Consider the following 18838-nt stretch of genomic DNA (forward strand, 5'->3'; position numbering starts at 1 on the left):
TCAATTTGCTGCTATTCAATTACCGTAACCTTTCCCTTGTTATCCAGACTAATACCATCCCCATTCGGACATGATTTTTGTTTAAGATACCCTTGACTTTCCATTTCATCAATACTAGCAGGAAGTTTGCCATTATCTATTTCATAGGCTTGCACCTGTGCTTGAGCCATCTTAACAAACGCTTCACAACCTTTAGAGTGAATCGTCGATTGATGCTTTGTTATATTTGGGATTGTAATAATCAATAGAATGGAAATTACGAGTAAAACAATAAGCATTTCAATTAATGTAAAACCTCTTTCATTCAACACTTTCTTCATATCATTCTGCTTCTAAATAAATGAAAATAGATTAGAAATTTCACACACCTATCCTATTCCCAAAATTATTTCAGCGCAGATTCACCTCCAGAATTTATTAAGAATATTCTATATCCCCTCGAGCAGAGAAAACATTGGCAGTAAGACCGCTAAATAAATGGAAACAATCAGCAGACCAATCAATGAAAACATAAGAGGCTGAATGATTTTCAAAATTGAATTCATTCTTTCTTCAATTTTCTCTAGCAAAAAACGACTGTAATGAAGTAACTCTGAATCAAGCCTGCCGTACTTTTGACCATTTGCGGCTATTAATGGTAAATTTCTATCAAAGTAAGGCAGCTCCTGAAAAATCATTTCTAGCGATCTGCCTTCAATTAAATCATCTTTAATAATTGAGCAAAGTTTCTGGTAAAAAGGCTGCTGCTGATTTATGGAGAATAATTTGATGCTTTCGTTAATGGAAAGCCCTCCAAAGAGTAAGCCACTGAATTGGCTTGCAAAAAAATACGTTTCATATAACTTAATGAATGTGCCTGCGAGAGGAATGTTTAATAATATTCTTCGCTGCCTTAAGGGGCATAACTTGTTAAACCAAAATTGTTTGAGTAAAAAAAAGAAAAGGAGCAATGCGAGCAAGATGAAGGGGATGACAGGGAGGATAACTGAAGAGGCTACCAGTAATTTCAGGATGATATTCTGTTCAACATCCATCGTAATAAAGATTGTCTGGAATTTTGGAAGGAGGACACTCTGCAGGATATAAAACACGATGTTCACAAAAAAGAATAAGAAAATTGGATACACCATCAACTTTTTCACTTTATCCAAATCTTCCGTCCTCTTCTTCCAGTATCTACCTCCTTCTATCAACGCCCTATTGAGGTCGCCGCATTGTTCTCCATAAAATATATAACTTACAAGTTGTGGATGAAAATTAAGATGGGTTAACACTTGATGCAGCGGATGCCCGTTCCTTAAATCCTGAATAGCCTGAGTAAAATCCTCAGCTTTCTTCTTTGATTCCTGAAACTCCAGAAAATGTATCGCCTCGGCTAAGGGATAGCCATGACTTAATAATTCCCCCAGCTTCGAGATAAAGACCGCTTGTTCTTTTATCCTCCATTTACTTTTTGCCTTCATCGTATACCAGCCGTTCAAATTCATGTGAATCCACATAGCCCATTGCCACCGCTTTTCCTATCTCATCCTTTAATTGGCGGTAGGAGACCGTCCCCTTCCCTTTTTCCTCTTTCGTCATCTTCAATACTTCTGCCAAGCTTTTTCCATATAGCAGTTCATACACACTTGCCCTTTTATTACGAGCAATCATTTGGCAAGCAGATGTACAAACCTCTTTACATTGCAGACATGTTAGTTCAACTAGCCGCTGAGCGGTCACACCAATCAAGCTCTGTTCTATCTCAAGCAAGCTGATTCCAAATTCGAGCAACCTAGAGATAGCTCCTTGTGCATCCCTTGTATGCATGGTCGTGAGGATTAAATGACCCGTTAATGCAGCACGAACTGCAATTTTTGCTGTTTCAGAATCCCTGATTTCCCCGACCATAATCACGTCAGGATCATGCCTAAGCACAGCTTTTAGACCAACAGAGTACGTAATACCTGCCTTTTCATTAATTTGAACTTGTAGGACCTTTTCTGACACATTTTCAATGGGATCTTCAAGGGTAATGATGTTCCGGTTGATCATCTCTTTTGAATGATGAAGCAAGGAGTATAATGTCGTGGTTTTCCCACTACCAGTCGGACCGGTAAATATGAGCATGCCATGGGAATGTTTCAGAAGGGCAACCAGTTTTTGAACGGTGTTTGGAAATAGGGATAATTGTTCTAAAGGAAGGATATTCTGCTGGGGAATCAAGCGGATGACCAAACTTTCGAGATGTGCAGTTGGTAATGTGGAAAGGCGAAGTCCAACCACTTTTTTTGATAAATTGACGGTAATTGAACCACTCTGAGGTCTTCTTTTCTCACCTATATCCATAGCGGCAAGGAACTTTAAATGGGAGATCAGTCGTTCCGTTTCAAAGAATGACAATGTTTCCTGAGGAACGAGTTTGTTGTCAATCCTGAATTGAATGAGAGGGCCCTCTCTGCGTGGTAAAACGTGAATATCCGATGCCGATAATTGAATGGCACGGGAAAGGATTTTTTCAGCTTTCTTTTCAATCGATATCAAATCTTTCATCACCTCCTAAGTATCTTGTAGTAGTGTTTCGACATTGCACGACAAATTCCTCCTTATAAAATAAAAAAATCCCCGAAAAAAGATTCGAGAATAAACCATATGCTCATTTTCAAATTTTGCTTTTATAAAACCAAATTTCTTAACGCATCTTCATTATGTCCAACCACAAGCTTTTCTCCATAAATGAGGATGGGTCTTCTTAATAATTTAGGTTCTTTTGTTAATAATTGGATGACATCAGAAAGTAGCATTTCGTCAATATTAACATGTAAGCATTTATAGGCTTCACTCCTTGTTGCTAAAACCTCATCAAGTCCTTCCGTTGTCAATTCAAGGATTCTTTTTAATTCTCCTTCTGTTGGAGTTTCTTTGAATAAATGACGTTCATCAAAGGATACTTGATTGGTTTTTAACCATTTTTTTGTTTTTCGGCAAGATGTACAGCTTGGGTATGAAAAGAAAGTTAAACGTTTTAACCGTCCCATTCTTAACACTCTCCGTTCACATTTTGTTTTTTAAAGATTCTATAAAACAATTGTATAACATTTGTTTAAGTTTTGTATATTCATTTGTACTATATCTCTGATTGAAATGTGAACTTTTTCTTAACTTAAGGGAGATTGCTGTTTCTGTTATTCCATTTTTTTCTGCCTGTATTATAATGGAATATAGTTAAACTATTGGAACAGCAGGAGGGTATAATGGAACAAACGTTAAGAATTACAAACGTGTTAGCAGATCCCACCCGATATTATATATATCAATATATCGTTAACAACCATCAAGATGTATCTGTACAGCAAATTGCCGATTCTTTTAAAATTCATCCAAATGTAGCACGACTACATTTATCTAAACTTGAAGATGTGGACATGCTTACCTCGGATGCACGTAAGACAGGGAAAGGGGGACGCCCTAGCAGGCTTTATCGATTATCCGATAAAGTCATTCAACTTCATTTTCCATACAGGGACTATCAGCTTCTTTCAAGAATTGCCATTAAGACGATGATGTCATTAGGAGAACAAGGAAAAAAGGCTCTTTATGAAACAGGGAAGGTATTTGGCGAGGAATTAATGAATCAGCAGCTAACCCTAAGCTCAACGTCGATTGACGATCTGACTTTTGATGAAAAAGTCAGCATGCTTAAAAATGCAGCTACCATTGCTGGGTTCTCGCCTGAAATACAGGCAAGCGAAGAAGAAAACAGCATTCTCTTTCGAATCTTCAATTGTCCTTTTAAAGAAGTTACCAATGTCGAGCCTAGTACGATCTGTGCAATGCACAACTCATTCTTAAAAGGTATGTTTGAAGCATTGTTTGACAATGTCAAGATTGTGGAATTAGGAAATATGATGGGAAATTGTGTAACATGTTCTTATCAGGCTTCGGTTCTCGCATAGAAACAAAAGGCATCCTTTACATTACCTTACAATTTCATTTATAATTATTTTGAATGCACACGACTAGACAAAAGGAGGGATTCGGATGGAACGCATGTTCAGAGTATGTGGTTTTTGGACAGGAATTATGGCAATATTCTTTTATCTTGGCCATATGCATCAAACTTCTTTACTTTTCTTCGCACAAACCGGCTTTTTTGTACTCTTAAGTTATTTAAAATTATCTGAGCGCATGTATATTTATGTTTTTGGCGCCTATCTTACCGTTTTCTTTGCAGGATTTTCCTACTGGAGCGTATTTATGATGACGCCAGGTACTGCACATTAAGGAACAGAGCAATATACATAACCCATGAATCTTGATTCATGGGTTTTTACATGTCCTTATTCAGGAAATAGTCTCACTTTCTCGGCTAAATTCTTCGATTGCAGCAACACCCTAAAATACTCACTATGGCCACCAGGAACAATTAACCCCCGTATTGCTCGGTTCCGCTTTGCTGTTTTTGAGAAAGGATCCGTCTCTTGGTGGTCTTTCAGTTCTTCAAGAATCCCTGTTTTGAGTAAAAATTCATTTTGCTGAAATAGTCCTTCCATAGAAAAATTCACATTTTTTCCGCTTTCGATTAATATGTCAAAATGAATATGTGATGTCAGATCCATCTCACCCGGATACTCAAGTACTTTTTTCATCATTTTATGCTGATAATACCCTCTTAAGCTTCCCTGAAGATGGGCTGGTTCCTTCCACTCCTGTTCCGTATAGCCATAATCGATTGTAAGAAGAACACCTGATTGAATATGCGAAACGATTTCCTCATATTCTTGTATCATTTTAAGTGGTACTTCATAGCGCTGTTTTTCATTTAACATGATATTCTTTTTTGATAGGTAGTTAAGAATATCTTGATTTTTCAAAGGTTCCTTTATTTCTACTAACTGTCCTTCCTCTACAGTGACAAATACCTCTACTAGCGCTCCCTTATACATTTCAATGACATGTACAGGCAACGCATCAAAAAGTTCATTAGAGAAGACAACTCCATTTACATTCGGCAAATTTTCTAGACTATCCATAAAAGCAACCTGGTTAAACACCCCTACACGCTCTTGCTGAACCTTTCTGTGGTAAGGGCTACTGTCTACTAGGGTATAGGTGATTGAGCTCCACAGCACCGGCTCTGTTTCTTTTATAAAGGTCAGGATATCATAGGCAAGCTTCCCATCCCCTGCACCGATTTCGATTATTCTCGGAGGCAATCCGCATTCTTTTATCAAATAGATAAACCACCTGGCTAGTGCCCTCCCAAATGCATCCCCAACATTACCAGATGTATAAAAATCCCCAGTTGTACCGATTTTCTCCTTTTCACGCATATAATAACCTATATTTGGTGTATATAAGACGGCTTCCATATAATCATGATAGGAAATTCTATCTTGGGGACTGTTTACAATCATTTCTTTCAGGAGATTTTTCATTTTAACACCTCTTCTTTGATCCCCTTCCACAATAAGCTCATGCACAAAATAGTTTTTGACTATATTACTTCTTTGTTCAATAAACGTGTAATTTGATCTGCTCCAAAAAAAAGCAAACTCAGAACATATCTTTTGATACTATAGCTATAAAAGCCTTCCCCGTATCTATTAGTGCGATTTCGTCAAAATCAAATCGAGGATGGTGATGAGGAAAATGGGTGTTGTCATTCTCATTTCTTGCACCGATTTTAAAATATGTACCTGGTTTCTCTAGTAAGAAATAAGAAAAGTCCTCTGCTCCCATGGAAGGGGAAAATTCAACTACAGCTTCTTCAGAAAAAGTATTCACAAAAATGTTTCGAACCATCTTTGTTTCCTTCCTATGGTTGTATAAAGCAGGATAACCATTCAGATAGTCAATTTTATAGGCTGCATGATTTGCCTCGGTAATCCCTTTCACTATCGAGCGAATTTCTTCTTCGATTTGGAATCTTACTTCTTGATTGAATGTACGTACAGTCCCTTCGAGTTTGGCCGTATTCGCGATGATATTAAAGGCCGAGCCAGCATGAAAAACTCCTATAGTTACAACCGCAGATTGTAGAGGGCTTATTCTTCTGCTCACGATTTTTTGCAATGCTTGGACAATCTCACTTCCAATCACAATCGAATCAATGGCTTCCTGAGGTCTAGCCCCGTGACCGCCCTTTCCTTCAATGGTGATTTCAAATGCGTCCACTGCAGCCATTTTGTACCCGCTACCCACCGCTATTTTCCCTACAGGTATATCTGTGGCTAAATGCGCCCCATAAACGGCATCCACGCCCTCTAAGGCCCCATCTCCCAGCATATCCTTCGCACCGCCTGGTGGCTTTTCTTCTGCATGTTGGAAAACAAAAATAACACGCCCCTTTAATTTTTCACGGAACTTGCTTAATGTTCGGGCTGTTCCTAATAGAGCCGCAGTATGACCATCATGACCGCACGCATGCATAACTCCTGATTTTAAAGACTTATAGGGTGTCTCTTTTTCATCCTGAATGGGCAATGCGTCAAAATCCGCTCGCAATGCAATGGTTTTACCAGGATTCTCTCCGGATAATATGCCTATCACACCATTACCACCAACATTTTTCCTAACTTCTATTCCAAAACTAATTAGTTTCTCTGCAATAAAATGCGAGGTTTCCGTTTCTTGAAAAGATAATTCAGGATACTGATGCAAATGCCTTCGCCAATTTACAATGTCAGTAAAACCACTTTCTAAATCTAACAAGGCCTTCTCCAATATACCTTTGTTCTCACTCTCCATAATCCCAACCTCCTTTCATGTTTTTAAAACCTAGAAAACAGCACGATTTATTTTAATATTCAGTATAATTGTGAAAGTAATATTTTTCAATAAATTTACATTTTTAAATTCAACAATAAAAAAAGGTGCCAAACCTGGCACCTGCAAAAGTTTTTATCTCAAAAAGGGGTTTGTATTCTTTTCATCTAAGATCGTCGTAACTGGCCCATGACCAGGAAAAACAATAGTATCATCAGAAAGCGTTAGCAGTTTTGTATCAATGCTTTTTAAAAGCACTGCTTCGCTTCCGCCAATTAAATCGGTTCTGCCAACACTTCCCTGGAATAAAACATCCCCGGAAAAGAGCAACCGCTCTTCCTTCGCATAATAAGACACGCTGCCCGGTGAGTGCCCAGGGGTTTCGAATACTTCAAAAGTGAACCCACCAATAGTAAGTTCCTGCTCATTTACGAGAATATGGTCGGCCGGCTTCATCCGCATTGGGTTTTCCGGGAACCACTTCTGTGAACCATTTAATGCAGGATCAAGCAACCACTTTGCTTCCTTTTCATGAATATACGCAGGTATCTCATAATAGTCGCGGATTGCATCAAGTGCTCCGATATGGTCAAAATGAGCATGTGTTAATAAAATCGCTAGCGGCTTTAACTTTTTAGTTTGTATGTACTGAATAATTTTCTGCGGCTCCTCACCCGGATCGAAAATAATGCAGTTCTGTCCATCGGAAACTACATAGCAATTCGTTTGCAGCGGGCCTAAAGGAATTTGAGTCCATTTCATTTTCATCAACTCCATTATGATTTTCTACCCTTATCTTACACCAATTTAGGCTGCTATTGTTAATCCAGTTTACTCAAGCCATGGAAGTGTCACCTTTTAAACCTCGACAAACAATTGAAAAAATATTAAAATATTAACAAATGCAATCTTTTCTACATATTTTTGGTAGTTACTTTATTCTCTGGGTATATTATTAGAGATTAGGTTTTCATTACTTAAAAGGGGGTTTTGATATGATATTAATGGTTGTTTTCGGACTTGTGGCTATCCTAGGTGCAGCAGCAGTGGTTACCTCATTAAAACACAGAAACTTCTTAGGATTCATTTTTGCAGCAGGTAGTGCAGTCGTGTTTGGTTGGTTTACTGTTATGACTGTCATCAACAGCGGTTTTCCTGTTGCACATTAAAGAAAAAAGCTCGCCATGCGGCGGGCTTTTGTTTTAGGTCATTAACTTTCTTTAAATAATCTCTGTATTTGATGGGTTTTCATATCAATGATTTTCTCAAATTGATATCCATATAAGCATAGGCTGCCATCAAGCGAACAGCTTAATGGTTCATTTTCCATGTCCTTCATCAATTCTTCTTGTGTGCCTTTTTCCCAATTTAATTTAGTTAAGGTAAACCTGCCATCATATTGGTCAACATCTTTTGATTCATTAGGAATAAAGGTTATAAATTCCTTATTTTTTTCAATGAAATCATAGGATGGAATCACCCAATCTGAAAAGCTTTTCAATAGCGGTACGGAAAAAGAGTGGATCGGTTTGTTTGTCTCATCATAAAAAGCATATGTACCCCGATCTTGTTTTTCTGTCTCCACTTGAATCGTCATTAGCGCCTGTTTCATTTTTTTAAAGTGAATAACATCGAGCATTAGGCTTTCTACTCCATCATCATTCAGCGCTTTTCTTTCTAAAGGAGCCGTCAAAGCGGGTTCTTCCCTATTCCAATCAAGAAACATCAGTTCTTTTTCACTTGACCACTGAGCAAATGGCTGCGGAAAGTCGAGCGTTTCCATTGTTTGCTTTTCTGGATTTAACACATAACTGCTGTATGTCCAGTCTTCATTAAAACTAGATAAAAACAACATGCCATCTTGATATGAATTCCACTCATAAGTTAATTCATAGGCTGGTATTGCCACAGAATACAGCGGATTTCCTGTTTGATCAAGGATCGCTATTGATGCTTTACCTGAAGACGTGAAGGACGATACCAAAATATGCGTACCAGCTGGACTGATTGATACTTCAGAAAGCGCAAAAGACGGCTGATAAAAAATGGAAGTATCATTCGTTTCCAAATTCCATACCATCAACTGTGATAAATCATTACCATCCTGCTTCACAGAATATAAAATGGTTTTAGAATCAAGCCATCCATAAATAGCTTCGATCTTTTCTGTTTTTGAAGCTGGGATCTTTAATGTGCTTAATGAAGTTTCTTGGTTAGATTGGGAGTGTTCTTTTTCCGTATCATTTACGGGTTTACTAAGGTCCTTGGAAGGCTCACAAGCCGAGATAAGTAGGATAGTGGAGATAAATAATGCTACGAAACACAACATCTTACAGATAGACAGCTGCTTACAAAGAGCTGCTTTGGATACTTTAATCTCCACACACCTCCCACTTCAAAACTAAAACGCCTGGCATATGTGAGCGAGACATTAGAAAGAGTAAAGATTTCCAATCGAAACCCTTACGACTTTCATTATAAAGTAAAAAAGAGAAAATGTGGCGAATAATTATCTTATATTTTCGTGGAAGTATATTCCTTCGAAAATCGTCATCACATATACAGCCCTGCCATTAAAATCTTCACTGAATCTTCATATATGGTAGGCATATGCGATAGTGGAAGTGGATTAATTCCCTTACCCAATTCAATTGTGAATCCTACCCGCTTGAACTCCTGAATAAACCAATCCTTATACCCTGCATGGCTGTCAACATATTGGACAGCACGGTATCCGCTCCTCTCCTCAAACTCTTTTGCTATATTTGCTGCCTGCTCTGGTTCATGTCCTTCATATCCCCAATAAAACTCTTTTCCCTGTGTATGAAGCGCTATCACTCTTTCAAAATTTCGTCTTTCAGCCAACTCCTTCATGGCCACTGCTTCTGGCTCTGATAAACAGGTCTCTCCTGGAAAATCCCTCGGTGCAGGCGCCTTTGGAACCTTCCTCTTCTTTTCAATCTCCCAATTAGCTGGATATTGATTATTCAGATCTACTCCACGGATATTGGCTTTCCAGGCATAAAATGCAGGGTTATCATTATTTATTTTCAGCACATCAACCTTTTCCTCTGCAGCCACTGCCCCCTTAAGAACAAGATCAACCCCATCCGGGTTTACCATTGGAACCATCGAAATAGTCACATCTCTATAGAAGGGCAGGCAATCCATTCCGCAAAGAGAACTACCATTCGTAACTGAAAGTAGCAAATCATTCAACCATTTCATCAAGACCGCCGATGTAATCCATTCATTTGCATGAAAAGAACCGTTGTAATGAATAACCTTATCACCTTTACCTATTCTTACTTCAAGGAGCTCTTTCCCTAACACACTCACACCAATCGATTCAACTTTTATAAAAGGGTAATGAAAAGATAAAATTTCTAGGTCATCAAGAAGCGACTGATAATCATAGAGCTTTTCGGTGACAAGGAGAGGTTCCATGATTCGAACGGGTACAGAAAATGGTCTTTGTTCAACATGATTTACCATTAATAACGCATCAATAGGCAGTTGATATTGTAAAGCAATAGCTGCTAAATCGATATCTAGCCGGGTTTCCTTCTGAAGAATGAAACCGGGAATTTCCACATCCAGGCCTTCTGGCAAAATTCCTTCATGAATATCGGGATTGGCATCCTCAATTAATTCTTTTGGAATTTGAAACAAAACACTGTAATACGCCAACCTATCACCGCTTCTGCTCACAACTCTCATAGCCTTCGCCCCTTTCATTGTTTAATCTTTATGAAACGAAAAGCCGAAAGATGTTCACCAAGCTCCAGCGTTTTATAAAAGGATACGGTTATCCTGAATTCCAGTTGAATTATCTTTGAAAAACAAAAAACCTGGTTTTCACCAGGTTCCTTACATCAATGCTCATAAAATCGAAGCAAATCTCCGTATATGATTTTGTCTGAGTATTCAAGCTCTTGCTTTGCCTTTTCCAAATACCTTTCACATGATTCCTTTTCCGTAGGCTCTCCGGTTTTTTTATCATAGCAGGTATCCATAGTATAGAGATAATTCTTCATGATGAAGCTGCTATCGCGAAGAACGGTAAAATCAATTTTCTCCTTAGAAAATAAGTCTTTTCCGAATTCGATATAATCATCATTTTCAATACCCAGTAAATGAAGGAGAGTAGGCCTTACATCAATCTGACCAGAAACGGTGGAAATGGTTTGTCCCTTCTCCCCAGGAATATGAACGATCAATGGGACACGCTGAAGTTGAATCGATTCGAACGGCGTGATCTCTTTCCCAAGGAACTGGCTCATCGCTGAGTTGTGATTTTCCGAAATTCCATAATGGTCGCCATATAATACAATAATAGAATCTTCATATAAACCGTCACGTTTCAAATCCGTGATAAATTGTTCTAGCGCTTCGTCAGTATAGCGGACAGTCGGAAAATATTGATTCAATGTTTTGGAATTAGAATTGTATTCTTCCAGTGTCCTGTCTTCTTCATTCAATGTAAATGGGAAATGATTGGTTAAAGTTATGAACTTTGCATAAAAAGGCTCCGGCATTCCCTTTAAGTGAGCAATTGATTGCTGGAAAAATGACTTATCATTCAAACCCCAATTGACCGAATTTTTTTCTGAAACCTCATAATCATCACTATTATAAAAACGCTGGTACCCAAGAGATTCATACATCAAATCACGATTCCAAAAACTTTTGTTATTGGCATGCAAGGAAGCTGTATAGTAGCCATTTTCCTTTAATATTTCAGGAGTAGCTTTGTATTCATTCTGGGCATGTGTAAAAAATACCGCGCCTCGTCCTAATGGATAGAGAGAATTTTCAATAATGAACTCGGAATCGGACGTTTTTCCTTGACCAGTTTGGTGATAAAAGTTATCAAAGTAATAGCTCTCTTTAATAAATTTATTCAAAAACGGGGTGATTTCTTCACCATTCACGGTTTTATTGATGACAAAGCTCTGGGTGGATTCCAATGATACAAGAATCACATTTTTTCCTTTGGCAAGCCCATAGAAGTCATCATTCTCTGCTTTATGATTGGCGCGAACATAATTTTCAATCTCAGTCAATTCACTGCCATCTGCTAAAGCACGCTGAGCCGATGATTTTGTCTGTAATATTGCATCATACAGGTGGTAATGGTACGTACCGATGTTTTTAACGAGGATTTCACGGTCAAAAGTACGAGTAAGGAGTTCAGGACGCTCCGCTTCTGCTAACGCTAGGTTAAAAAACGTAATTCCTATCGTCATTAGTAAATAGAATTTCCGATCCTGCAGATTGTTCGCTCGATTATAGAATAATTTCGGTTTGGATTTTAAAAGTATTATCAAGAAAAGAAGATCAACAAAATACAAAAGGTCACTCGCATTAATCAGTTCATGAACACTGCTTCCAAGGTCGCTCATATTGCTCGTCTGAAAAAGCACTGGAATGGTTAAAAAATCATTAAAAAAGCGAAAAAAAACAAGGTTGGCAAACAGTACTAAGGTAATTAAGAAACTCATGGTTAACAAATAGGCTGTTCGTCTGGTTTCTTTCAAAAAAATATTTACGCCAAGAGCAAGCAAAAGGAAGCTGACCGGATTAATGAATAATATGATTTCCTGAATCCAATTTTCAATATCTATCTCAAAACTTGTTTTATAAGCGATGTATGTTTTAAGCCAAAGTGATAAAAACACAACCCAAAATAACGAATATTTCTGTTTCTTGAAGTCCCTTTTCAATCTGGTCCCTCCTAATAAAAAAAGCGTTGGAGCTATAATCTTTTACTTCCAAACAACAAAACACTTTCCATCACGATTCATTGTTCACTTACAACTGATAGTTAGTAGAAAAATTGAACTTCATAACTGAGATGAAGCCTTACAATTTGTTAGATGCACAAACTTATTTGAAAATTGCATTAATTAACCTTATAACCCTGTTTGTACAGGGTTATAAGGAAAGAATCATGGATTTAATTGATTTTTAATAAGCCAAGCTGCTCCAATTACCCCTGCATCATTGCCTAGTGTTGCAAGGCTAATTTCCGTTGATTTACAAACCCGCTTAAATGAATATTTTTCAAATGCCGAACGGACATTGGCGAGCAGAATGTCTCCGGCTTGTGAAACGCCTCCACCAATAACGATTTTATCTGGATTCATGACATTCCCAACATGTGATAAGGCTAACCCTAAGTAATTGCATACCTTATCTACCACAGCTTTAGATAGAGGATCACCTGCATTTGCACATTGGAATAACAATTTAGAAGAGAGCATAATTCCCTCGTTGATTTTCTGCTGAAGAAGGGACATTTGCTCGGAATTGTGCAAAGCCTCTAAAGCCAGTCGGACGATTCCTGTTGCTGAAGCAACCGTTTCCAAACAACCCGTTTTCCCGCAATTGCATGGAGCTCCACCATCTGTTACAACGGTTATATGTCCAATTTCACCCGCCGCCCCACTTGTACCATGGACGATTTGCCCATTATGGATGATTCCGCCACCTACACCTGTTCCAAGAGTAACACATACAAGGTCCTTGGCTCCATTACCCGCGCCTTTCCACATTTCCCCCAATGCTGCCATATTGGCATCATTATCGATTACAGCTGGAAGAGATGTCTCCACTTCCAATAGATCTTTTAAAGGATAGTCTTTCCATCCTATATTGATGGCTTCATAAATGGAACCGTTAACAAATTTCACAGGACCAGGGGCGCCCATTCCTATACCTAACACCTTACTCTTCGGTTCATTGAGTTCTTCAAGCTTCGCATCAATCGCTTTGGCTATGTTCATCGTAATGAATTTGCCATTTTCGGAGATGTCAGTGCTGATTTCCCATTTATGAATAATCTCTCCGTATAGATTAATTAGAGCAAGCTTGGTAGTTGTACCGCCTAAATCGACACCCATCAGCCACTTTTCCATCATTCTCACCTTTTTATCAATTTTTTTTCTGCTTTTCCCTTTCAAGAGACAATTGCTGCCTAATTAAAAGTATCGCCATTTGATAATCTTTTGTGTCCATCATCTGCATTCGATGAATTTCTCTGATTTCTGCTTCCATCAGTTCAAGCTCGGCTAAACGATCACCAATATAAATAAATGTCCCGAATCTTTTCCAATATTGTTGAAGATCATAAAATGTTTTCATAATAAACCTCTTTACTCTATTCTATAGGAAAGTATAACGAATCCGCCGCTATGTAACAAGCGCAGATTTCCCCTTATGATAATTTTTCCCATCCCCTCATAGATGTCCAACTCTATTCATATGATGAAACATTAGGAAAGTGAACGTTCATTGAAGGTCTTTTGAAATTTCCATATTTCATTATTCGAACCAACCTAGTATTTTGAACAGACATCATACGTTAAAACGGAGGGGAAAAATGAAACTACAATTGAAGTATACTGCTTTATTAGTATTAACTACCATTTTTGTCATCCTTTATTTTTCAAATAAAAATCAGGTAGAGGAAACCATTATTTATTTTCCTATCGATACCTCTCTCCATTTTGAACAAGCTGCCACTCATTTGACGCCGAAAAAAACAGGAGATTCAACATACTCTATAACTTGGAAGGTCAATTCTTCGTTGGACCGGTCTGCCTACCTACGCCAAGATGTCTCCCTGCTATACAAAAATGGGAAATTGACTGGATCTTTAAAAAATTGGAGACAAAATAAACAAGGACTCTCCCAAAAAGCTAAATCCAAAGAAAGCGAAAGCGGGCGTTATGAAGCCGTAACTTTTCACTATGCCGAGGTACACCCAACTGAAACCATTTTTACCAGTGCTCAACAACTAAGTAAAGATAAACTTTATACCGTAACTACACCAACTTTTCAATATTTCCATAGACCTCTTTCCGAAGTACAGAACGAATGGAAAAAAACGCTGGACAACTTGACCGATGAAATTACTCAAAACAGTTTGGAGGAAGCTAGTAATACATTTCAAATTAATCAAGATCAGTACAAAATTATCTCATTAACCGAGTTACCCTCAAAAAAAAACCAATGGCTTTCTGCCTTTCCCCAATTCCAACGTGAAGAAATTGTAGGAAAGCTTTGGGAAGGACTTTATAAAAATTATGTGTTAGGCGTAAAAAAGGAGGACGGCTCTACTGTGAGTTCACAAGGTAGCACCATCCCCCAATTGCTTGTAGCAAAGAATCAAAGTGAAATACTTGTCTTATTTACACTGGAAGACGGTACCCCTATTATGCTACGTCAGAAGCTATAGTTGATTTTCAATTTCTGTTAACAATTTAGTATATGATTTTTTCTCTGGAGCAAGCTCAATTGCCTTTTGAGCTTGTTCTTTAGCTTGATCATACAACCCTAGATTCACATAAACTAAGGCCAGATTGTAATGGGCTTCATGTAATTCAGGGTTTTGTTCAATCGCTTTTTCATAATAATCACGAGCCTGATTTATATCCTCTGCACCAAAAGATAAATTTCCTAGTATAAAAAGTGAAAGCGGTGCGTCAGAATTTTCATTCACATATTTGACCAATATATCCTCCGCTTTATCTCCTTCTTCATTGTCAATGTATTCCAGGGCCAACCTAGCCATGGTTTTATCATCTATAGCTGCACTATTCTGATGGTTAAAACCGAATTGCAGCAAGATATATGTCAGTATTGCCGTTCCTATTAAAAAGGCCAGCTGACGCAAGAGATTTTTAGCTTTTGGAAGGTGGACCACTCCAGCAGCCAAGAAGCCGCCAATCAATCCGCCAATATGCCCTGCATTGTCAATGCCTGAAACAGTGAAACCATAAACCAGATTAATAATAATTAAAACGATGACCGAAGAGCCCATAGATCGCATAAATAATTTCGGATATACAATTCCAAAATACAGAAGTGCCCCAAAGCAGCCGAAAATAGCACCGCTCGCTCCTGCTGAAAGATTTGGTGTCATAATAAAGCTGCCCAAAGTCCCGGCAAACCCAGCAAAAATATAAATGAATAAGAACCTGGCGTTTCCATAAATCCTTTCTACTTCAGCACCGATTAAATACAACGAAAATGTATTCATAAGTAAATGGATAAAGCCAATATGAACGATCATCGGGCTAAAGAATCTCCACCATTCCCCTTGCATGATGTAGGGAGAATATTTAGCTCCAAACTCAATCAGCGTCTTCGAATTGGTGCTTCCACCATTGAACTCCATCAAGATAAAAACAGCTATTTGTATCGCAATGAATATATATGTAAAGAATGGTTTAGAATTTTGAAACACTTTTTGCTCAGCCTTAGTCTTTTTAACGGATTCTGTGATGGCGGCCTGCTTTAACGTGAGAACTTTTTCTTCATCTAAATCTTCAGCTTTCAGATCGTGAATGATTAGCGGTTTTTTTAGGACATGCTCAAGATTTTGTAACGAAGCGGGAAACGTTTCACAAGCTAAAATAAACGTGTTAACCTTCGTTTTTTGAAATGATGCAGGCTGCAAACTAAATTCATAATCATCTACTGGAGCAAATTTACTCACGTAGATACTTAATATCGAAATGGGTTTTTTGTATAATTTCCTTCGGATTTTTTCCCCATTCTGCAAGGTTCGGTCAATATCGCGTTTCAGCCAGTTTGCCCAATCCAAATCATGACGAATAAGTCTGATGACCGGGAACTCCTTATTTTTATCGCTTTCGAGCCAAATCTCCTGATGGTTTTCCGTGACAGTGATCATTCGATAATCATATTGGGTTGACAACTGCCTTACAGTCTCCCAAAACAAATAATCCTCTTTAAATCCCAATACCTTCCCCACTTTCCAATGAATCTTTTCCTTCTAAAATTCCTGTTTCATTTAATTAAAACTATAGACGAAATTAAGAAAAAAGTAAAAAAAGAGACTGTTTAATTCCAATCTTTATCTCCTTTTAAATAAAAAAGGAACCCTTATTCAGGTTCCTTTTTAAAAGGCTGACATCATCATTTGGTCTGACTGAACATGCTTTGCATCATTTTATCCCTGACAATTGGCATATCCAAGGATTTGGTCACTAGAAACCTTCTTACTAAGCCGTTAGATAGCGCAACATTTATCAAGCGATACCTGTTTTGATAGCCTGCATAAACCACTAATCCAACCAAGAAAATCTGAACAATTAATCGAAGCATAACAATCCCTCCTACCGTTAGTGTGATACAGGATAGGATTTTTATGAGCTAAAAATGATAATTAATGAACTTCATCTTCTAATGGGCATATGTCCGTAAAACCTTTGTTGGGGTAATAAGTTTACCCACCGCGATATCATGCACCTCAATAGGCAGATCATCTATTATTTGAACTTCGTATGTAAGAGCTAATGTAGCTCCTCGGTAATAAGAGAGAAAACGGTCATAATAGCCGCCCCCAAACCCCAGTCGATATCCTTCTTTTGTAAAAGCAAGACCTGGTACAACTAATACATCTAATTCCTCAATAGTAGCTTTATTTGTTTCAGCTACAGGTTCAAGTAGTCCATAATAAACAGATTCCAGCTGATTAAAGGACATAATCTTTTTGAACTCCATCGTCTTCTTTTCAGGGTCACATTTTGGAACGGCTACTTCTTTTCCCTCACTCCATGCTTGCTCGATAATACGGACAGTTGGAACTTCCGGAGGAATTGAAATAGTAATCCCAATGGTTTTAGCTTTTTTCCATTCATCAAGGGAAAATAAGTTTTCAGCAATTTTATTCGATAATTCTTCGTGCTCCTCTTTGGTTAGCTCCATTAAACGAGATCTAACTTCCTGCCGGAGCTTTTTCTTATGTTCTCTCATCTTTTCCGACTCCTTTAGTCTACTTCTATTATTATCTCATAATATTTATTCATTTACTAAATACGAAGTAGAAAATTGTCGAATTATTCCGTGCATATTAGAAAAAGGTTTAATAAAAGGGGCTAGATTCTTTCAAAAATCGAATATTAAAGCGGAGACAATCAAAAAAGCATAAAAAAAACAACAGGAAAAATCCTGTTGCTTACTTTGTTTCACGGTGAGTGGTGCTGCGTTTTTCTCTTGAGCAGTATTTTTTAAGCTCAAGACGGTCTGGATTGTTACGTTTATTTTTTTTAGAAATATAGTTACGGTCTCCACATTCAGTGCAAGCTAACGTAATATTCACGCGCATGTGTATTTCCCTCCAAACATATTGACTTTTTCACATAGGACTTTTCTATAATAGCATTATTTGTTGTGAATTGCTAGTATGTTTTCGGGAAATACAACATAAACTTTTTTTATAGTTTATTACCCATGTTTTGCATCGCCAGGAGAAGCTGATTATTTATGATTTTCGCTTCTTCTCTAGTTTCAGCATGAATGGCCCAAGCGACTGCCTCTACACATTCCTTCGGCAAGATCTCCGTCTCTAAGGTAAACATACTCGTGACCTCTCCCTTGGCAAGCGGTGAATAGGCAAGTAGTCCTTCTTTCAGTGATTTAAAACACCCCTCTTGATAAAGGCTTCCTTTACCTTGAATGCAATATTGCGAGATACTTTTACCCTTTACCAATCCCCCTAATAAAGCAATCGATTGAGGAGCAACATGTAAAATTGCCCTTTCATTTGGACTGTAAAAAGCCACTGCCTGCCTTTCGAAAGCGTTTTCATAGTGAAAAAACACCTTCGGATGTTTAGGCTCAAATGAGGTATTCCTTATCGTAAACTTTGAAAAGGTTACCTGTCCCTGAGTATAAGTTTGTACAAGCGTCCGTATCTCCCCATTAGGATGACTCATTATATCCTCTTCAGGATACCAATCAAAACTCTCGTCCATCCATAGCCCAGCCTTTAACCCCTTTCGATATAATTCCTGGTTATCCTGCGGCATATACGCGGATAGTGAACTCATACAATCATCCCTTTCTCTAATTAATTTATATATAACTTATCGTTAGGCGCTGACAGCGAAACTATCCTTTTTAGATTCTGCACACCATATTCTTCTTTGGTTTTCACTTATAATTAACTATTCAAAATATTTCGTCTTTTCTTTTTATTCTATCTTCATGTTAGCATTGAATTGGCTTATGGACAATAAACACATTTTGTCGAATTTTATTTAAGTTGGCTAGCAAA

At 37.9% G+C, this 18838-nt stretch carries 21 protein-coding genes; 4 read left to right on the forward strand and 17 right to left on the reverse strand.

What is annotated here, in order from left to right; genetic code table 11:
• Positions 1–11 precede the first annotated feature (11 nt).
• From comGC to RE409_RS18835, 4 genes are all read right to left on the reverse strand, one after another.
• On the reverse strand, positions 12–320 hold the full coding sequence (gene comGC / locus RE409_RS18820; RefSeq protein WP_053346945.1) for a competence type IV pilus major pilin ComGC: 309 nt from the start codon (positions 318–320) through the stop codon (positions 12–14).
• A gap of 108 nt (positions 321–428) precedes the next feature.
• Entirely contained in the window at positions 429–1487 is a 1059-nt protein-coding gene (gene comGB, locus RE409_RS18825) for a competence type IV pilus assembly protein ComGB (protein ID WP_201253722.1), read from the reverse strand.
• A complete protein-coding gene (comGA, locus tag RE409_RS18830) occupies positions 1447–2532 on the reverse strand; it encodes a competence type IV pilus ATPase ComGA (RefSeq protein ID WP_053346947.1) in 1086 nt (361 codons plus the stop codon). Before comGA ends, comGB begins: the two co-directional genes overlap by 41 nt.
• A 122-nt stretch (positions 2533–2654) precedes the next feature.
• On the reverse strand, positions 2655–3017 hold the full coding sequence (locus tag RE409_RS18835) for a Spx/MgsR family RNA polymerase-binding regulatory protein (RefSeq protein ID WP_309557887.1): 363 nt from the start codon (positions 3015–3017) through the stop codon (positions 2655–2657).
• A 216-nt stretch (positions 3018–3233) separates the two neighbouring features.
• Here RE409_RS18835 and RE409_RS18840 point away from each other — a divergent pair, with 216 nt between their 5' ends.
• On the forward strand, positions 3234–3935 hold the full coding sequence (locus RE409_RS18840) for a helix-turn-helix transcriptional regulator (protein WP_309557888.1): 702 nt from the start codon (positions 3234–3236) through the stop codon (positions 3933–3935).
• A gap of 85 nt (positions 3936–4020) precedes the next feature.
• A complete protein-coding gene (locus RE409_RS18845; protein WP_053346950.1) occupies positions 4021–4263 on the forward strand; it encodes a DUF2626 domain-containing protein in 243 nt (80 codons plus the stop codon).
• 56 nt (positions 4264–4319) lie between these two features.
• Here RE409_RS18845 and RE409_RS18850 read toward each other — a convergent pair whose 3' ends face one another.
• From RE409_RS18850 to RE409_RS18860, 3 genes are all read right to left on the reverse strand, one after another.
• The gene (locus RE409_RS18850; protein WP_309557889.1) at positions 4320–5417 is read right to left on the reverse strand and encodes a class I SAM-dependent methyltransferase; all 1098 of its coding nucleotides are present in this window, start codon (positions 5415–5417) and stop codon (positions 4320–4322) included.
• Between the two features lie 118 nt (positions 5418–5535).
• Positions 5536–6708 carry a M20 metallopeptidase family protein gene (locus RE409_RS18855; protein WP_201254645.1) on the reverse strand — a complete coding sequence of 391 codons (1173 nt, stop codon included), beginning with the start codon at positions 6706–6708 and terminating at the stop codon, positions 5536–5538.
• A 174-nt stretch (positions 6709–6882) separates the two neighbouring features.
• Positions 6883–7509, reverse strand: a complete 627-nt coding sequence (locus RE409_RS18860; RefSeq protein WP_201185800.1) for an MBL fold metallo-hydrolase — start codon at positions 7507–7509, stop codon at positions 6883–6885.
• Positions 7510–7742: 233 nt separating this feature from the next.
• Between RE409_RS18860 and RE409_RS18865 the strand changes: the two genes are divergently transcribed.
• On the forward strand, positions 7743–7916 hold the full coding sequence (locus RE409_RS18865; RefSeq protein WP_082527590.1) for a DUF2759 domain-containing protein: 174 nt from the start codon (positions 7743–7745) through the stop codon (positions 7914–7916).
• Positions 7917–7957: 41 nt separating this feature from the next.
• Here the strand turns inward: RE409_RS18865 and RE409_RS18870 are convergent, their stop codons facing one another.
• The 5 genes from RE409_RS18870 to RE409_RS18890 all read right to left on the reverse strand — a co-directional run bounded on the left by RE409_RS18870 (position 7958) and on the right by RE409_RS18890 (position 13893).
• Positions 7958–9130 (reverse strand): YqgU-like beta propeller domain-containing protein, encoded by a 1173-nt coding sequence (locus tag RE409_RS18870; protein ID WP_201185802.1) that lies wholly within the window; start codon positions 9128–9130, stop codon positions 7958–7960.
• A gap of 170 nt (positions 9131–9300) precedes the next feature.
• Positions 9301–10467, reverse strand: a complete 1167-nt coding sequence (locus RE409_RS18875; RefSeq protein ID WP_201250670.1) for a M14 family metallopeptidase — start codon at positions 10465–10467, stop codon at positions 9301–9303.
• Positions 10468–10622: 155 nt separating this feature from the next.
• Positions 10623–12473: an LTA synthase family protein gene (locus RE409_RS18880; RefSeq protein ID WP_201223649.1), complete on the reverse strand. Its 1851-nt coding sequence runs from the start codon at positions 12471–12473 to the stop codon at positions 10623–10625.
• A gap of 225 nt (positions 12474–12698) precedes the next feature.
• Positions 12699–13670, reverse strand: coding sequence for an ROK family glucokinase (locus RE409_RS18885; RefSeq protein WP_201185809.1), 972 nt, complete (start codon positions 13668–13670; stop codon positions 12699–12701).
• A gap of 13 nt (positions 13671–13683) precedes the next feature.
• Positions 13684–13893, reverse strand: a complete 210-nt coding sequence (locus RE409_RS18890; protein WP_309557890.1) for a YqgQ family protein — start codon at positions 13891–13893, stop codon at positions 13684–13686.
• A gap of 238 nt (positions 13894–14131) precedes the next feature.
• On the opposite strand from RE409_RS18890, the gene RE409_RS18895 reads away from it, so the two are divergent.
• On the forward strand, positions 14132–14989 hold the full coding sequence (locus RE409_RS18895; RefSeq protein ID WP_201223647.1) for a hypothetical protein: 858 nt from the start codon (positions 14132–14134) through the stop codon (positions 14987–14989).
• Here RE409_RS18895 and RE409_RS18900 read toward each other — a convergent pair.
• From RE409_RS18900 to RE409_RS18920, 5 genes are all read right to left on the reverse strand, one after another.
• A complete protein-coding gene (locus tag RE409_RS18900; protein ID WP_309557891.1) occupies positions 14984–16519 on the reverse strand; it encodes a rhomboid family intramembrane serine protease in 1536 nt (511 codons plus the stop codon). The two genes, RE409_RS18895 and RE409_RS18900, sit on opposite strands and share 6 nt — an antisense overlap.
• 176 nt (positions 16520–16695) lie before the next feature.
• The gene (locus RE409_RS18905; protein WP_053346959.1) at positions 16696–16884 is read right to left on the reverse strand and encodes a hypothetical protein; all 189 of its coding nucleotides are present in this window, start codon (positions 16882–16884) and stop codon (positions 16696–16698) included.
• Positions 16885–16962: 78 nt separating this feature from the next.
• Positions 16963–17535: a 5-formyltetrahydrofolate cyclo-ligase gene (locus tag RE409_RS18910; protein ID WP_053346960.1), complete on the reverse strand. Its 573-nt coding sequence runs from the start codon at positions 17533–17535 to the stop codon at positions 16963–16965.
• A 202-nt stretch (positions 17536–17737) separates the two neighbouring features.
• Positions 17738–17887, reverse strand: a complete 150-nt coding sequence (gene rpmG / locus RE409_RS18915; RefSeq protein ID WP_028391797.1) for a 50S ribosomal protein L33 — start codon at positions 17885–17887, stop codon at positions 17738–17740.
• Between the two features lie 109 nt (positions 17888–17996).
• Complete coding sequence (locus RE409_RS18920; RefSeq protein ID WP_201185815.1) at positions 17997–18611, reverse strand: hypothetical protein; 615 nt, start codon at positions 18609–18611, stop codon at positions 17997–17999.
• Between the last annotated feature and the right edge of the window lie 227 nt (positions 18612–18838).

Origin of the sequence: Peribacillus sp. R9-11 (assembly GCF_031345095.1) — a bacterium.
Classification (GTDB): domain Bacteria; phylum Bacillota; class Bacilli; order Bacillales; family DSM-1321; genus Peribacillus; species Peribacillus butanolivorans.

Coding starts and splice junctions, on each gene's coding strand:
- comGB (WP_201253722.1), bottom strand. CDS start 1,487: ATGAATTTGAACGGCTGGTATACGATGAAGGCAAAAAGTAAATGGAGG.
- RE409_RS18840 (WP_309557888.1), top strand. CDS start 3,234: ATGGAACAAACGTTAAGAATTACAAACGTGTTAGCAGATCCCACCCGA.
- comGC (WP_053346945.1), bottom strand. CDS start 320: ATGAAGAAAGTGTTGAATGAAAGAGGTTTTACATTAATTGAAATGCTT.
- RE409_RS18835 (WP_309557887.1), bottom strand. CDS start 3,017: ATGGGACGGTTAAAACGTTTAACTTTCTTTTCATACCCAAGCTGTACA.
- rpmG (WP_028391797.1), bottom strand. CDS start 17,887: ATGCGCGTGAATATTACGTTAGCTTGCACTGAATGTGGAGACCGTAAC.
- RE409_RS18905 (WP_053346959.1), bottom strand. CDS start 16,884: ATGCTTCGATTAATTGTTCAGATTTTCTTGGTTGGATTAGTGGTTTAT.
- RE409_RS18895 (WP_201223647.1), top strand. CDS start 14,132: ATGAAACTACAATTGAAGTATACTGCTTTATTAGTATTAACTACCATT.
- comGA (WP_053346947.1), bottom strand. CDS start 2,532: ATGAAAGATTTGATATCGATTGAAAAGAAAGCTGAAAAAATCCTTTCC.
- RE409_RS18860 (WP_201185800.1), bottom strand. CDS start 7,509: ATGAAATGGACTCAAATTCCTTTAGGCCCGCTGCAAACGAATTGCTAT.
- RE409_RS18845 (WP_053346950.1), top strand. CDS start 4,021: ATGGAACGCATGTTCAGAGTATGTGGTTTTTGGACAGGAATTATGGCA.
- RE409_RS18890 (WP_309557890.1), bottom strand. CDS start 13,893: ATGAAAACATTTTATGATCTTCAACAATATTGGAAAAGATTCGGGACA.
- RE409_RS18885 (WP_201185809.1), bottom strand. CDS start 13,670: ATGATGGAAAAGTGGCTGATGGGTGTCGATTTAGGCGGTACAACTACC.
- RE409_RS18865 (WP_082527590.1), top strand. CDS start 7,743: ATGATATTAATGGTTGTTTTCGGACTTGTGGCTATCCTAGGTGCAGCA.
- RE409_RS18910 (WP_053346960.1), bottom strand. CDS start 17,535: ATGAGAGAACATAAGAAAAAGCTCCGGCAGGAAGTTAGATCTCGTTTA.
- RE409_RS18920 (WP_201185815.1), bottom strand. CDS start 18,611: ATGAGTTCACTATCCGCGTATATGCCGCAGGATAACCAGGAATTATAT.
- RE409_RS18875 (WP_201250670.1), bottom strand. CDS start 10,467: ATGAGAGTTGTGAGCAGAAGCGGTGATAGGTTGGCGTATTACAGTGTT.
- RE409_RS18850 (WP_309557889.1), bottom strand. CDS start 5,417: ATGAAAAATCTCCTGAAAGAAATGATTGTAAACAGTCCCCAAGATAGA.